The following is a 14,374-nucleotide window of genomic DNA, read 5'->3' as shown; positions in this document are numbered from 1 at the left end:
CCCTAACCCTGGTCACGTCCAACAGCGGTTCCTACGCCTTGGGTGGAACGGCTGCGGGTGCAGTGGGCATCGGATCGGCCTTGGGCGCTCCGCTCCTTGGATCCCTGGCGGACAAGCGGGGCCAACGTAAGGTCCTTTTGCTGGCTGCAGCCCTTAATACTTTGGCCGTCGTGGCTTTGATCCTTGCAGCCTCTGCCATGGTGGCACCTGCAAACTTTCCGGGTGCCGTGCTGGCTGCTGCCTTCCTGGCAGGAGCGAGTTGCCCGCAGGTGGGCCCGTTGGCCCGCGTCCGGTGGATGGCGCTCACGTCGCAGGGGAATGCGCCGGACAACCGACGGGACCTGGACACGGCACTCTCGTACGAAAGCACAGCCGACGAAGTGACGTTTGTGCTGGGACCTGCGCTCGTGGGAATCCTGGCCAGCCTCCTGGCACCCTGGCTTCCGCTCGCGCTAGCCGCAGCCATGACCATCACGCTGGTTCCTGCCTTCGCCACCCACCGCACCCACAGGGCAGTGCCGGTGGCACGCTGCACACCTCCGGCAGCGGGACGCCGGGCGCGGGCCAGGATACCGGCGGCCGTCCTTCTCCCGGTGGTCGCCATGGTGTGCATGGGCACGTTCTTCGGCTCAACGCAGGCGGCATTGAGCTCTTTCTCTGCCAGCTACGCCACCTCGGAACTGGCCGGACTGCTCTATGCAGTGATGGGGCTCAGCTCCGCTGCTGCTGCTCTCTCGGTTGCCTACTGGCCGCAGCGTTTCAGCCTTTCCCTGCGCTGGATGGTGTGTGCCGCGCTGATGGCAGGACTGGCCCTCCTCCTGCTGGTTCCTTCATCAGTCGCTGCCATGGTGGCCGTGCTGCTGATCCTGGGTTTGCCGGTGGGCCCGGTTATGGTCACCGTCTTCGCCGTCGGCGGAGTTGTGGCTCCGGAGGGGAGGCTCGGCGCGGTCATGACGGCCCTGGCCAGCGGCATTGTCGCCGGCACCGCGATCGGCTCGTCGCTGGGCGGCTGGCTGGCGCAGGATCACGGCTACGCGGCGGCCTTCCTCGTTCCCGCGTGCGCGGCATCCGTGCTGGCACTCCTCGGGGCAGGGGCGGTGGTCGTGCTTCGCCGCCGGCCCGCCCGCTGACAACGGCCCTAGGCCAGCTGGCGTTCGATTCTCGCCGCGCTCTCGGCCAGCGCGGCGCCCACCGTTGAGGGTTCGTGCGCGGAGCGGATATAGACGACGGCGAGTGCTGCCGGGCGCCCGCCCGGAACCCGCACGGGCGCGGCCAATGAGGAAACACCGGCGATGACCTCGTCATGGCTGGCGGAGTACCCGGCACGCCGGGCTTCGGCGGCCTCGGGACGATAGGGAACGCCGGTCTCCAGTCGGTTCCATTCAGCTTCCGTCAGCGCGGATTGGATGGCGATGCCGGGCGCACCCGAGTTGATGGGGTGCCGCGTGCCGGGATGCTGGGCCACCGTCGCCCCTGAGTGACGCGGCTCCACAGTGACCAGGGTGATGCAGTCGTGATGGTCCCACAACGCCACAAAAGCCGTCATGTCCAGCGTGTTGGCCAGGTGCGTCAGTTCGGGAAGCGCAGCACTCTGGAGGTTCCGGGAAACGCTCCGGGCCAGGACGGCGAGGCCGGGTCCGGGCTGGACCCGGCCGGCATCGTCCCGCACCAGCAGCGAGTGGTCCTCGAGGGTGCGCAGTATCCGGTACGCCACGGAACGGTGGACACCCATGGCATCGGCCAGCTCGGCGATGCTCATAGGCCCGGGCGCAGCTGCCAGGATCTCGAGGGCGCGGATACCGCGGGAAAGTGTCTGCGAGGGCGAAGCCTGCGCCGGCGCTGCTCCGGCCGGGGCTGCGGCGGTGGGAGTCATGCTGTCCATCCTAGGTGCGCTCGCTACGGTCCTGCGGCTCTGATGTTGCTTGGTGCGCAGAGTGCCGTTCCGCAATGAGAAACGGCGGTTCAAATATAGAACTGATAATCCCGGCAGTCCACCGCGACAAGCCTAGAGGGACTATAAGAGCCATCGACCCACAAATTGAGCCAAGGCGTGTCCTGCCTCACAGTTCCGTAGTACCCTTTCAACTAACTGACCGTTCTGTCGGTAATCCTGAAGGCGCCCGGCAGCCTGCCTGCCGAATAAACAATGGAGTTTCAATGACCACACCTTCGAAGGTGGATACACTCGCCGGTCCGAGCACCCGGCGTGAGGAGCGCAAAGTCCTTGCCGGCACCCTGGTCGGTACCACGATCGAGTGGTACGACTTCTTCATCTTTGCCCAGCTGACCGCAACGCTGCTGTCGCCCCTGTTCCTGGCGCCGCTGAACGAGTCCAACCCGGGCCTGGCGCAAATCCTCTCCTTTGCCCTGATCGGCATCAGTTTCCTGTTCCGGCCCCTGGGCGCAGTGGTGGCCGGCCACCTTGGCGACCGCCTGGGACGCAAGGCAATGCTGGTCTTCACCCTGGTGATGATGGGTGCCGCCACCGCGCTGATCGGCATGCTGCCCACCTACGCGCAGATCGGTGCCTGGGCGCCCATCCTCCTGATTACCCTGCGCATCATCCAGGGCTTCTCGGCCGGAGGCGAGTGGGGCGGCGCAGCGCTGATGGCCGTCGAACACGCGCCCCTGAACAAGCGCGGCCTGTTCGGTGCCTACCCCCAGATCGGTGTGCCCATTGGCATGATCCTGGCTACCGGACTCCTCTTCTTCCTGAACACCAGCATGTCCAGGGAGGACTTTGCGGCCTGGGGTTGGCGGGTTCCGTTCCTGCTCTCCATCGTCCTCATCGTGGTGGGCTACCTGATCCGCCGCGCAGTCGCTGAGAGCCCGGTCTTCCAGGAAATGGCCGCGCGTAAGCAGGAAAGCAAGGCGCCGCTTGGTGTACTGGTCCGCAGCCATAAGAGGCCCGTCCTGTACTCCACCATGATTTTCATCGGCAACAACGCGGCCGGTTACCTGCTGATCGCCTTCTTCATCGCCTATGCCACGAGGACCCTGCAGATGCCTACGCCGCAGGTCCTCCTGGCCACCACCCTGGCATCGTTCGGCTGGCTGATCTTCACCCTGGCGGGTGGCTGGCTGTCAGACCGCATCGGCCGGGTCAAGACGTTCCTCACCGGCTACGCGATCATCTTCGTGTGGATGATTCCCATGTTCGCCCTGATCGACACCAGGAACATCTGGCTGTACGGCGTGGCGCTGTTCGTTCTCACCATCGGCCTCGGCCTGTCCTACGGGCCCATGTCCGCGATGTACGCCGAGATGTTCCCGGCCAACGTCCGGTACTCCGGCATCTCCATCGGGTACGCTTTCGGCGCCATCCTCGGCGGAGCCTTCGCAGCAACCATCGCCGAGACGTTGCTGCAGACAACCAAGTGGGCGGGGTCCATCGGGATCTACATCATGGTCCTCTGTGTCATCTCAGCCATCGGCGTGCTGCTGGCCAAGGAGACCAAGGGGCGGCCGCTGGGCGTCAGCCACCACTAATCCCCACCGTCCCCCTGGCCTCGCTTCGCATCGGACAGGGAACCCTGACGGCGTGGGCCCACCACCGTCCCCCTGGCCTCGCTTCGCTTCGGACAGGGAACCCCTGACGGCGTGGGCCATTCCATAACGAACCCGGGCCCGGACCACTTTGGTCCGGGCCCGGCTGCGTATCGGGGGCTTGGAACTGCTTGAAGACGGCTACTGCGTCAGGAAGCTGATGGCGTCGTCGTCCGTGAGCTGCTCAAAGTGCCGGTAGAAGCTGCCCACGGCGCGGAACTTGCCCGGCAGATGCAGGCACAGGACAGCGTCGCACACCCGTTCTACGGAGGAAGCCGCTTCAATGGAGCCCACCGGGGCGGCGGCCACCACTGTATTGGCCCCGCCCTCGCGGACGGCTTCGATAGCGGCGCGCATGGTGGCTCCGGTGGCCAGGCCGTCATCGATCAGCAGGACAGTTTTCCCGGAAAGATCGTGGTTAGTCGCCGGATATTGGTCCACCCGGCGCAGCAGTTCGGCACGTTCCCGCTGCTCCACCTCGTCCAGCAGCTCCTGGCGCACACCATGCTCAAGTACCCGGTCCACCAGTGGCTTGTTGAGCAGGCGGACCGTCCGGCCCCGTGCCCAAGCCAGGGCTCCATACGCCGTTTCCTGGTGTCCCGGGATGCCGAGTTTGCGCACCAGGACGGTTCCCAGCGGGAGGTAGAGGGCTTTGCTGGCCGAAGCCGCTACCGGGATGCCGCCCCGGGCAAGGCCAAGGACAATGGTGCCGGGCCGCTCACGGAACTGTCCGAGTACTGCGGCCAGCCTTTCGCCGGCTTCTGTGCGGTCTTCAAAGCGCGTCACCATGGTTCCCTCCCGGCTCGCTCCAGCCCTCACTTCAGCCTACCGCCGGGGAAGGCGCGGCAGGAGGTGGCCCGGCAGTGCGGGAGTATGCGTGGAAGTGTTAGACGGAGAGGAAGGTGATGGCCGCCTGCTTGAAGGCCCGGCTGGTAACGGCATTGGTATGGTTCCGGCCCGGCAGCATGACCTCTTCAACCATCGCCCCGGCGGCGCGGGCGAGCCCGGCGAGCTGTGGCAGGCTGGGGGCGCGTTCGTCCTTGTCGCCGGCCACCAGGAGCATGGGTACGTGGGGCACGGCTTCGGTAGGGTCATACGGCTCTGCTTTGATGGCTTCAACCAGCGAGAGCAGCGCAAAGATGTTGTTGCTGGGCAGCAGCAGGGCCATTTTCAGCAGCTGGGAGGTGGACTCGTCAGCGATCGGGGTCCCGTCAGCGAGATAATCCTGCGCCGCGACGAGGTCGAAGGCTGCAAGTGGATCCGCGACGTTCGGCCCGCCCAGCACCAGCCGGTGCACGATCTCGGGCTGGGTGGCACCGAACTCCCAGGCCAGCCGGGAGCCCAGGGAATAGCCCACGATGTCCAGCCCGCTGGAAGGGTCGCCATCCTGCAAAGGGCGCACCCCGGCGTCGAACGCTACCTGGAGCAGGTCCGCCCGGATCCTGCTGGGAGAGTAGGAGTCCATGTCCTCCGGCGCCCCGCTGCGGCCGTGCCCGGGGAGGTCCACAGTGATAACGCGGCGGCCGGCGTCGAGCAGCGCAGCCACCCAGCCTGTGTCCTCCCAATTCAGCTTGCTGGAGGACGAAAAGCCGTGCAGCAGCAGAATGGGTCGGAGGCCGGCGTCCGCGGCAGGATCATGCACCCCCACATACAATTGGGGATCAGTTCCCTCTACCGTGTGCGAATGCTGTTCGCCGGTGTGCCTGCCGCTCATGGTGCCAGTCCTCTTCAACTACGGCGCCAAGGCGGACCCGGCGCGTGGAAGCTCGTCCTTCGCGACTACTCTACCTGCCTGATGTCCCGGTAATACCACCCCGGATTCTCCTGGCCGTCCCCCCCAGCCGCTTGGCGGCAAGTGCCGTTTCCGGGGGCCGGAACGCACTGGGCGTGCCTAGCTGGGCCGGTTGGTCCTCGCGTTGAACCGGGCGTAAACGGCGGAGGCCACCGCGATCCCGGCAATCAGCCCGATGGTGCTGAAGAGCTGGATGCGGCTGCTTTCGGCGCTGAAGCCCACTGCGAAAATCAGGCCCAGCAGCACGAGCCCCATGGTGGTCAGGGCCGGGAAGCCCTTCATCCGCAGGGGCAGCGGCGTGCCCTCCCGGTCTGCCCGCCGCCGCAGGATCAGCTGCGAGACCAGCGCGCTGCCCCACACCACCAGACAGGTGGATCCCACCAGCTGGAACAGGGCAGGAAGGATCCGCTCCGGGAACAGCAGTTCCAGGACCGTGGCGACGAATCCGAATGCCACCGACACCCCAACGGCCAGCATGGGCACGCTGGCGGGGCTCAGCCGGGTGAGGAACCGCGGTGCTTCGGCCCGCTCGGCGAGGGAATAGACCATGCGGGAGGCCCCGTAGAGGTTGGCGTTCAACGCCGAAAGGAGCGCGACGACGGCCACGAGGGTGATGGCCGTTGCGGCGCCGGGGATGCGGGCGGCATCCAGAACGCCGGCGAACGGTGAGGCCAGACTTTCCGATGTTGCCGGAAGGACGGCGGCGATCACAAAAACGGAGCCGATGTAGAAGACCAGGATGCGCCACACAACAGTCCTGATGGCTTTGCCCACGCTGTGTTCCGGGTCCTCCGTCTCTGCCGCAGCCACCGAGACGATCTCCGTGCCGCCGAAGGCGAAGATCACCACAAAGAGCGCGGACGCGATCCCGCCCAGGCCGGCGGGGGCAAAGTCCGACGTCAGGTTGCCCAGGCCGGGGGACGCCACATCGGGCAGCAGGCCCAGCAGCAGGGCGGCGCCCACCACCAGGAACAGGACAATCGCGGCGACCTTGAGGATGGCGAACCAGAACTCGAACTCACCAAAGTACCGGACCCCTGTGAGGTTGATGGCGGTGAAGACGACCATAAAAACAAGTGCCAGCGCCCAAACAGGAATGACCGGCCAGACCGTAAAGAGAAGCCCGGCAGCTCCCAGAGCCTCTGCTGCGATCACCACTACCAGCTGCAGCCACCACAGCCAGCCGATGGTGGCGCCGGCTGTTTTTCCAAGCGCACGCTCGGCATACACCGAGAAGGCGCCGCTGTTCGGGCTGGCGGCAGCCATCTCGCCCAACGCCCACATCACCAGGATGATCAGGGTGCCGGCCACGAGGTAGGAGATCAGCACCGCCGGACCGGCGGCCTGAATGCCGGCTCCGGATCCCAGGAAAAGCCCGGCGCCGATGGCGCTGCCCAGGCCCATCATGGTGAGCTGGCGGGGTTTCATGCTGTGGCCCAGGTGGCCCTGCGGGCTCAGTTCTGTGGACTTCATCGTCATTTTGCTACGGGACCTTCTGGGGTTGTGGATGGGGGCTCCTCGTGGGACCTCTTGAATTTACCGTCTCCGATCCTGCTGCCGGTATTCGGCGCCGGGAACGCTACACGACGAATACAGGACCAATACAGGACCAATCAGGACGAACACCGGCAAACGGGGGCGGAAACATTTGGCAATTATGTGGCGGGTGCCCGTAGAATTAGTTTTGGTCATTGTGACCATAACTGAAACGGGACGCCGGCTGCGGTCCCGAAGGCCGGAAGGCGGTGGACCATGTACTCGAGCTCGGCAAACGTCTCGGAGCGCCAGGCGGCGCCGCCGTCGCTGGCCATTTCCACTGTCATCTTTGCACTGCGCCCCAGTGAAAGCTCCGGCCGGCCAACACTGTGGCTGCCCCTGGTGCGCCGGATCCGGGAACCATACAAGGGACTCTGGGCGCTGCCCGGAGGCCCCCTAAGCCACGCCGAATCACTGCAGGACGCGGCAGCGCGGAACCTGGGGGAGACCACCGGCCTGGCACCCAGCTACCTTGAGCAGCTGTATGCATTCGGCGGGCTCCACCGTTCTCCCACCCAGCGGGTGGTCTCGATCGTCTACTGGGCGCTGGTCCAACCCACTGAAGCCGCGCTTGCGGACGAGTCCGAAAACGTCCAGTGGTTCAGGGCGGACCGGCTGGGGGACCTGGCCTTCGACCACAACGCGATCGTGGACTACGCACTCTGGCGGCTGCGCAACAAGCTGGCCTACGGCTCCGTGGCCTACCACCTGCTGGGGGAATACTTCACCCTCGCCCAGGTCCGGGAGGTCTACGAAGCAGTGCTGGACAGGCAACTGGACCCCGCCAACTTCCGCCGCCAGCTCAAGTCCACCCCGGACATCGAGGAAACCGGCGAGTACCTCCAGGGCGGCAGGCACCGCCCTCCCCGCCTCTACCGCTTCACCGGCCGGCCCGGCCTTGACCCAGACAACAGGAGCACACCATGAGCAGCGTCAACACAGCAATCCAGCTGATCACGCGCGAACAGGCCGAAAAAGGCGCAACCGCAAAGGGCAGCACCTGCAGCCCCGCGCTGGCCAGGGGTCCGTGGGACTACGACCTTGCAGAGGCCCTCGCAGGGATCCCGGCCTACGGCCCGGGCGCTTCCAGCGCGGACGTTGCACCTTCGGCAACCCCCCGCCAGGGGCAATTGCCGGAAGAGTACAAGCTGGCCAGCGACGCCGAACTGGGCGGAAGGATCCTGGCCGCGAAGGCGGCCCTGGGGGACAGGGCGGTCATCCTGGGGCACTTCTACCAGCGCGATGAAGTCATCCAGTACGCCGACTTCGTGGGTGACTCCTTCCAGCTGGCCAACGCCGCGCTGACCCGGCCGGAGGCTGAGGCCATCGTGTTCTGCGGCGTCCACTTTATGGCCGAAACCGCTGACATCCTTTCCGCGCCCGACCAAGCCGTCATCCTGCCCAACCTGGCGGCCGGCTGCTCCATGGCGGACATGGCTGATGCCGATTCCGTGGCCGAGTGCTGGGAGCAGCTTGAGGAAATTTACGGCACCGAGCCCGACGCCGAAGGGCGGGTTCCGGTCATTCCTGTCACCTACATGAATTCCTCCGCGGCCCTGAAGGCTTTCTGCGGGGAGCGTGGCGGCATTGTCTGCACCTCATCAAACGCCAGGACCGTCCTTGAATGGGCGTTCCAGCGGGCCCAGCGGGTGCTGTTCTTCCCGGACCAGCACCTCGGCCGCAATACCGCAAAGGCGCTCGGCGTGCCGCTGGAGCAGATGCCCATGTGGAACCCGCGGAAGGACCTGGGCGGCAATGACGAACAGGCATTGCTGGATTCCAGGGTCATCCTGTGGCACGGGTTCTGCTCGGTGCACAAGCGGTTCAACGTAGCCCAGATCGAAAAGGCCCGGGCCGATTTTCCCGGCGTCCAGGTGATCGTCCACCCGGAGTGCCCCATGGAGGTTGTGGACGCCGCCGATTCTGCCGGATCCACCGACTTCATCAAGAAAGCGATCGCGGCTGCCACGGAACCCACCACGTTCGCGATCGGCACCGAAATCAACATGGTGAACCGACTCGCGGCAGAGTACCCGCAGCACACCATCTTCTGCCTTGATCCCGTCATCTGCCCCTGCTCCACCATGTACCGCATCCACCCCGGCTACCTTGCCTGGGTCCTGGAAGAACTGGTTGCCGGGCGGGTGGTCAACCGGATCACGGTCGCGGATTCAGTGCAGGACCACGCCAGGACAGCACTAGAGCGCATGCTTGCGGCCAGGCCGTAATGACAAGGCCGCCTATTATGCCCCCTCGTGAAGGTGGCGGTGCTTCCGGACGGCGCGATGTGCCCCGTGGCGGCACCCTCGCGGGGCGCCCGCGATTGGTCGTCGTCGGCAGTGGCATTGCCGGGCTGTATGCTGCCCTGCTGGCAGCGGATGCCGGAGCCGATGTGGTTCTCCTGAGCAAAGGAAAGCTTCGCGAAAGCAACAGCTGGTACGCCCAGGGCGGGATCTCTGCGGTGCTGGACGCCCCTGCTCCGGGTGACACCGTAGCTGCCCACATCGCGGATACGCTGCAGGCTGGAGCAGGGCATTGTGATGAAGCCGCCGTCCGTCTGATGTGCGCGGAGGCACGCCGCGACATCGCAGGGCTGCAACGCCTTGGTGTGAACTTCGATTCCGCCTCCACCGGCGGCCCTGCGCTTGGGCTGGAAGCGGCCCATTCCGCAGCACGAATCCTCCACGCCGGGGGCGACGCCACCGGGGCACAGGTGGCCGGGGCCCTGATCCGGTCAGTGTTCGCACGGCAGGCGGAGGGGACCCTGACAGTCCTGGCCTCAGCCCACGCAACATCCTTGCTGCAGCAGGACGGGAAAGCCACCGGAGTGGAGTTCCTCCAGGACGGCGACAGGGCCGCCGTGCACGGGGACGCCGTCCTGCTGGCAACCGGAGGAGCGGGGCAGCTTTTTGCCCAGACAACCAACCCGGCAGGGGCGACTGCGGACGGCCTTGCGCTCGCGGTCCGGGCGGGAGCTGAGGTCGCCGATCTGGAGTTCTTCCAGTTCCACCCCACCTGCCTGGCTACCGGCTCCCTGGCCTCCCATCCGGACGCGGCACCCGGCCTGGACCAGGATCCGCTGCTCATTTCCGAAGCTGTCCGCGGCGAAGGGGCCTTCCTCGTCGATGGCAACGGGAAACGGTTTATGCTGGCCTACCACCCGGACGCGGAACTCGCCCCGCGGGACGTTGTGTCGCGCAGCATCGCCCTGCACCTGGCAAAGCTCGGCAACCCCAACGGCCACGTCTACCTCGACGCCCGCGTAATTGAGGCGGCCAAGGGGCAAGGATTCCTGGCCAAGCGCTTTCCCACCCTCACGCAAAGGACGCTTGCGGTGGACATCGACTGGACCTGTGAGTTGGTACCCGTTGCACCGGCAGCGCACTACTGGATGGGCGGAGTGCTCACCGACCTGCACGCCAGGACTACTGTTCCTAGCCTGTATGCAGCCGGGGAAGTGGCGTGCACAGGAGTCCAGGGCGCAAACCGGTTGGCCAGCAACTCGCTCCTTGAAGGACTCGTTTTCGGCCGCCGGGCTGTTGAGCATTTCTTCGCAGGTGACGACGGCGGTGCTTGGGTGGCGCCTGCCGGCGCTCCTCCGCGTACTGTCTCGCCCGCGGGCGGCCTCCCCTTGACGTACGCCTCCGGAGCACCGTCAGGCACCGAGCGGCACCAAGGGTTGGGTGCGCGCCCGGACACAGGACCCGGGGGTGTGGTCGACAAGTATGTGCAGCCGGGTCCGGGAAGCCAGCAGTTTTCGCGGGAGGGGCTTCGCCGGTTGATGACTGCCAAGGCCGGAGTGCTTCGCAACGGGGTGCTGCTTGGGGAGGCGGCGGAGGCTCTTGCCCGGTGGGCCGCCGTCGTACGTCCTGACGCTGCTTCCGCCGGCGGGGACGCCCGGGACCACGAGGACCGCAACCTGCTGCTGGCCGCGCAGTTGCTGGTGGCAGCGGCGCAAGGGCGTACGGAGTCCCTCGGTGCCCACTACCGGAGTGACAGCCCGGCCGATGCTCCCGGCATCGCCAACGAACTTGAAGAATCGTCCCGATTTCGCCTGAAAGCGAGCCTTGTCCATGACTGAGTTGTCCGTGACTGAAAACTTCGTAGTTGAAACGGTCCCCGCCGACAGCGTGCGCCTCGACCTGACGTTGCCGGCGGCGCCGGTGCGGGAAATTCTGGAGCGGGCCTTCGCGGAAGATGCTCCTGCCGGGGACATCACCTCCCAGCTACTGATTCCCGCTGACGCCCGTGCCACGGCCGTACTGAACGCGCGGGTGCCTGGTGTTTTCAGTGGCGCCACGGTGTTCCGGGACGCCATGCTGCTGGTGGATCCGGACACCGACGTGGAGCTGTTGCTGGGGGACGGAGAGGAATTCGACGCCGGCGTCCACCTCGCACGGGTCAGCGGCCGGGCCAGGTCTGTCCTGCTCGCAGAGCGTGTGGCACTGAACCTGGTGCAGCGGATGTCGGCCATCGCCACGAGGACAGCCCAGTTTGTCCGGCTGACCGAGGGGACGTCAGCACGGATCACCGATACCCGAAAAACCACGCCGGGCCTGCGGATCCTGGAGCGGTTCGCCGTACGCTGCGGCGGCGGCGCCAACCACCGGTACAGCCTTTCCGACGCTGTCCTGGCCAAGGACAACCACCTTGCCGTGATGACGGGCGGCGATCCTGCCCGGCTCACCGCACTCCTCGCCGCAGCCAAAGCGCACCTGGGCCACACCACGCACTTTGAGGTGGAGGTGGACCGGATGGACCAGGTCGAGCCCGTGCTGTCGGCCGGCGTGGACACCATCATGCTGGACAATTTCACGGTCCAGGAACTGGCGGCAGGCGTGGCCCTGGTAGCCGGCCGTGCGCGCGTGGAGGCCAGCGGAAACGTCAATCTCGCCACGGTGGCAGCCATAGCAGCCACGGGAGTTGACGTCATATCCGTAGGTGCCCTCACCCACACAGTGACGGCCCTGGACCTCGGGCTGGACATTGAACTGACTGTCAGGTGACTTTCCGTGATCTTTCTTGACGCAGCCGCCACCACCCCTGTCCGCCGTGAGGTGCTGGATGCGATGTGGCCGTATATGACCGGTGAGTTCGGCAACCCTTCAAGCCATCACACCCTGGGCGAAGCTGCTGCCGACGCGCTCGCTGGTGCGCGGGCGTCCGTCGCAGCCGTCTTCGGCTGCCGGGCCGGTGACATTACGTTTACGTCAGGGGGAACCGAAGCGGACAACCTTGCCATCAAAGGGATCGCCCTGGCCCGGCAGGCCGCGAATCCGCAGCTCAACAGGGCGGTGATCAGCGCCGTCGAACATCCTGCGGTGGAGGACTCTGCCCGGTACCTGGAGCGCTTCCACGGCTTCGCCGTTGACGTGGTTCCCGTTGACGGAAAGGGGCTTGTCCCGCCGGAGGCCTTCCGGGCCGCGCTGCGGCCGGAAACGGCGGTGGCCAGCGTTATGTATGCCAACAACGAAGTGGGAACGGTGCAGCCTGTTGCCGAACTGGCCGCCCTGGCGCGCGGACTCGGCATACCGTTCCACACCGATGCCGTGCAGGCGGCCGGATGGCTGCCGCTGGACATCAAGGCACTGGGCGTGGATGCGATGAGCATATCGGGGCACAAGATCGGGGCGCCCAAGGGCTGCGGCGTGCTGTTCGCCCGTGGGCGCACCGCGTTGGAGCCGCTGATCCACGGCGGCGGGCAGGAACGCGGTCGCCGGTCGGGAACCGAGAACGTGGAGCGAGCCGTGGGCCTCGCCACCGCGCTCACGCTGGCCCAGGCGCGCCAGGCGGAGGAACGACGCCGGGTGGGGGCACTGCGGGACACGTTTATCGACGCCGTGCTCAGCGGTGTCCCCGGCGCAGTCCTGACCGGGCATCCCATTGACCGGCTGCCCTCCGTTGCCTCCTTCTGCTTCCCCGGAACTAGCGGCGAATCCGTGCTCCTGGAGCTGGAACGCCAGGGCGTGGTCTGCTCCAGCGGCTCAGCCTGCGCGGCGGGTTCGGACGCGCCGTCGCCGGTGCTCACGGCACTGGGAATTGCCCCGGAGACGGCCCAGACGGCCGTCCGGTTCAGCTTCGACACGACGGTATCCGGGACGGACCTCGAAGCGGCGGCAGCCGCGGTGCTCGACGCCGTCGGCCGGGTCAGGGCGCTGGGCAGCTAGCCGTATTCAGTCGGTATGCTGCGGGACCAGCTGGTGGGGCGCAGGTTCACGGGGAGGTCCTGACCGGGTTCACGGGCTCACCCACGCCATCCCCTGGGGCTGCGGCAAAGCCCGGTAGTTCAACCTAAGCGGCCCCCGCACAACGGGGCTCCGTCAGTAGAGTTCGCCCACCGGGATCTCGACGGCCAGCCGGTTGGACGGTCCAGGCAGGGGGCAGGCCCAGGCCTCGTTGTACGCACATGACGGGTTGTACGCAAAATTGAAGTCCAGGACGAACTCGGCGTCCGGGCCGGCTCCCTGGACCCCATGGAACGCGCCCTTGATGGTGTCCAGCAGGTAACGTCCCGCCCCGTAGCTGCCGCCGGGCTGGCCGGCGGTGGCGTCCCGGAACGGTACAAAAATACCGCCGCCGTACCCCTGCAGCTTCCACACTGCGAGTTGGCCCATTTCCGGCAAGTCGAACGTTCCGAGCCGGACAAACCGGACCACGCCGTCAGTGCCGGTCTCCACAGTCATTTCCCTCCCGGCGCCCTCTTTGGTCAGCGGCACATGAAAGCGGTAGATGGGGTCGTAGTCGGCAGTCTTCAGCCCGGAGAAGCGGGCCTTGTCATGCGCACTGAGGGCCGAGGCAGGGTGGGTGGCGAACATCAGGTCCCTCTGGTGGCGCCAGTAGGAGTGTGCCTCGGCCGGGCTTTCCAGCGAAAGTTTCCGGACGTTGTGGTACAAGGCGAAGGTCCGCAGCCGCCAGTCAGCGATGTCGACGGCGGAGATGTCCGTCCGGTCTTCTTCGGCTGTTCCCCGATGCTCTTCCATAGCCCCCAGCCTAGTCCCAGGGCACGGGTATACCGCCCGACGGCGACACGCGTCCAGGTGCCTGCCCTTTCCGGCAGGCGAAACGCCCTTCCCTCAGGACCGGCGGCCGTCGGCCCCCGTTAGGCTGGCTGCATGAGAGGCACGGCAACAAGGGTCCTGTCCGGTGCGCTGCTGGTGGTTGGGGCACTCCTTGCAGGCTGTTCGGCAGCGGGGTCCAATGCAACAGGCTGGACAGTGCAGCCGGGCTCCGGCGGTGCCGGAGCCACCGTTCCGTCCTCGGCCGGCGCCCCGGTATCAGCACCTTCTACGGACGGTGCTGATACCAGCGCCACGCCGACCAGGGATCCGCAAGCCGTAGCTACTGCACCTGTGTGGAAAACTTTCTCGGATCCCGGCAAGACCGTCAGCTTCAACCTCCCGGAGGATTGGATTGCGCAGTCCGTCACGCCGGAGGAGGGAACCCTGCCCGGCGCGCTGAAGGTCGAGGTGAAGAAGCCGGACGGAACCTTCCTGGCAGCGC

12 protein-coding genes and 1 pseudogene are annotated in these 14,374 nt (G+C 66.4%); 8 read left to right on the top strand and 5 right to left on the bottom strand.

What is annotated here, in order from left to right:
• Nucleotides 1-1,130, top strand: a 1,130-nt coding sequence (locus tag AC5RWX_RS22835; RefSeq protein WP_494098586.1) for an MFS transporter, incomplete at its 5' end; no start/stop codon positions are given.
• 8 nt (nt 1,131-1,138) lie between these two features.
• On the opposite strand, the gene AC5RWX_RS22830 is transcribed toward AC5RWX_RS22835, so the two are convergent.
• Nucleotides 1,139-1,873, bottom strand: a complete 735-nt coding sequence (locus tag AC5RWX_RS22830; protein ID WP_494098585.1) for an IclR family transcriptional regulator — start codon at nt 1,871-1,873, stop codon at nt 1,139-1,141.
• A gap of 284 nt (nt 1,874-2,157) precedes the next feature.
• Here AC5RWX_RS22830 and AC5RWX_RS22825 point away from each other — a divergent pair, with 284 nt between their 5' ends.
• Nucleotides 2,158-3,489 (top strand): MFS transporter, encoded by a 1,332-nt coding sequence (locus tag AC5RWX_RS22825; RefSeq protein WP_494098584.1) that lies wholly within the window; start codon nt 2,158-2,160, stop codon nt 3,487-3,489.
• 198 nt (nt 3,490-3,687) lie between these two features.
• Here AC5RWX_RS22825 and AC5RWX_RS22820 read toward each other — a convergent pair whose 3' ends face one another.
• The 3 genes from AC5RWX_RS22820 to AC5RWX_RS22810 all read right to left on the bottom strand — a co-directional run bounded on the left by AC5RWX_RS22820 (nt 3,688) and on the right by AC5RWX_RS22810 (nt 6,817).
• On the bottom strand, nt 3,688-4,335 hold the full coding sequence (locus tag AC5RWX_RS22820) for a phosphoribosyltransferase (RefSeq protein WP_494098583.1): 648 nt from the start codon (nt 4,333-4,335) through the stop codon (nt 3,688-3,690).
• A 97-nt stretch (nt 4,336-4,432) separates the two neighbouring features.
• Nucleotides 4,433-5,260, bottom strand: coding sequence for an alpha/beta fold hydrolase (locus AC5RWX_RS22815; protein WP_494098582.1), 828 nt, complete (start codon nt 5,258-5,260; stop codon nt 4,433-4,435).
• Between the two features lie 177 nt (nt 5,261-5,437).
• Entirely contained in the window at nt 5,438-6,817 is a 1,380-nt protein-coding gene (locus tag AC5RWX_RS22810; RefSeq protein WP_494098581.1) for an amino acid permease, read from the bottom strand.
• A gap of 273 nt (nt 6,818-7,090) precedes the next feature.
• Here AC5RWX_RS22810 and AC5RWX_RS22805 point away from each other — a divergent pair, with 273 nt between their 5' ends.
• The 5 genes from AC5RWX_RS22805 to AC5RWX_RS22785 are packed head-to-tail and all read left to right on the top strand — an operon-like array spanning nt 7,091 to nt 13,041.
• Nucleotides 7,091-7,801, top strand: coding sequence for an NUDIX hydrolase (locus tag AC5RWX_RS22805; RefSeq protein WP_494098580.1), 711 nt, complete (start codon nt 7,091-7,093; stop codon nt 7,799-7,801).
• Entirely contained in the window at nt 7,798-9,102 is a 1,305-nt protein-coding gene (gene nadA / locus AC5RWX_RS22800) for a quinolinate synthase NadA (protein ID WP_494098579.1), read from the top strand. The genes AC5RWX_RS22805 and nadA overlap by 4 nt, the downstream gene beginning before the upstream one ends.
• Before the next feature lie 17 nt (nt 9,103-9,119).
• Nucleotides 9,120-10,955: an L-aspartate oxidase gene (locus AC5RWX_RS22795; RefSeq protein WP_494098578.1), complete on the top strand. Its 1,836-nt coding sequence runs from the start codon at nt 9,120-9,122 to the stop codon at nt 10,953-10,955.
• A complete protein-coding gene (gene nadC, locus AC5RWX_RS22790) occupies nt 10,948-11,880 on the top strand; it encodes a carboxylating nicotinate-nucleotide diphosphorylase (protein ID WP_494098577.1) in 933 nt (310 codons plus the stop codon). The genes AC5RWX_RS22795 and nadC overlap by 8 nt, the downstream gene beginning before the upstream one ends.
• Before the next feature lie 6 nt (nt 11,881-11,886).
• The gene (locus tag AC5RWX_RS22785) at nt 11,887-13,041 is read left to right on the top strand and encodes a cysteine desulfurase family protein (protein WP_494098576.1); all 1,155 of its coding nucleotides are present in this window, start codon (nt 11,887-11,889) and stop codon (nt 13,039-13,041) included.
• A 153-nt stretch (nt 13,042-13,194) separates the two neighbouring features.
• Here the strand turns inward: AC5RWX_RS22785 and AC5RWX_RS22780 are convergent, their stop codons facing one another.
• A complete protein-coding gene (locus AC5RWX_RS22780) occupies nt 13,195-13,854 on the bottom strand; it encodes a DUF1684 domain-containing protein (protein ID WP_494098575.1) in 660 nt (219 codons plus the stop codon).
• 132 nt (nt 13,855-13,986) lie between these two features.
• On the opposite strand from AC5RWX_RS22780, the pseudogene AC5RWX_RS22775 reads away from it, so the two are divergent.
• A pseudogene (locus AC5RWX_RS22775) lies at nt 13,987-14,374 on the top strand (hypothetical protein); the annotation flags it as partial.

The sequence above is a fragment of the Arthrobacter sp. SPT-J7 genome (assembly GCF_059089965.1).
This window is presented reverse-complemented; position numbering and strand designations above follow the sequence as displayed.

Excerpts from the sequence above, each read along its gene's own strand:
- nadA (WP_494098579.1), top strand. The coding sequence starts at position 7,798 with ATGAGCAGCGTCAACACAGCAATCCAGCTGATCACGCGCGAACAGGCC.
- AC5RWX_RS22820 (WP_494098583.1), bottom strand. The coding sequence starts at position 4,335 with ATGGTGACGCGCTTTGAAGACCGCACAGAAGCCGGCGAAAGGCTGGCC.
- AC5RWX_RS22780 (WP_494098575.1), bottom strand. The coding sequence starts at position 13,854 with ATGGAAGAGCATCGGGGAACAGCCGAAGAAGACCGGACGGACATCTCC.
- AC5RWX_RS22795 (WP_494098578.1), top strand. The coding sequence starts at position 9,120 with ATGCCCCCTCGTGAAGGTGGCGGTGCTTCCGGACGGCGCGATGTGCCC.
- AC5RWX_RS22825 (WP_494098584.1), top strand. The coding sequence starts at position 2,158 with ATGACCACACCTTCGAAGGTGGATACACTCGCCGGTCCGAGCACCCGG.
- AC5RWX_RS22830 (WP_494098585.1), bottom strand. The coding sequence starts at position 1,873 with ATGACTCCCACCGCCGCAGCCCCGGCCGGAGCAGCGCCGGCGCAGGCT.
- AC5RWX_RS22815 (WP_494098582.1), bottom strand. The coding sequence starts at position 5,260 with ATGAGCGGCAGGCACACCGGCGAACAGCATTCGCACACGGTAGAGGGA.
- AC5RWX_RS22810 (WP_494098581.1), bottom strand. The coding sequence starts at position 6,817 with ATGACGATGAAGTCCACAGAACTGAGCCCGCAGGGCCACCTGGGCCAC.
- AC5RWX_RS22805 (WP_494098580.1), top strand. The coding sequence starts at position 7,091 with ATGTACTCGAGCTCGGCAAACGTCTCGGAGCGCCAGGCGGCGCCGCCG.
- nadC (WP_494098577.1), top strand. The coding sequence starts at position 10,948 with ATGACTGAGTTGTCCGTGACTGAAAACTTCGTAGTTGAAACGGTCCCC.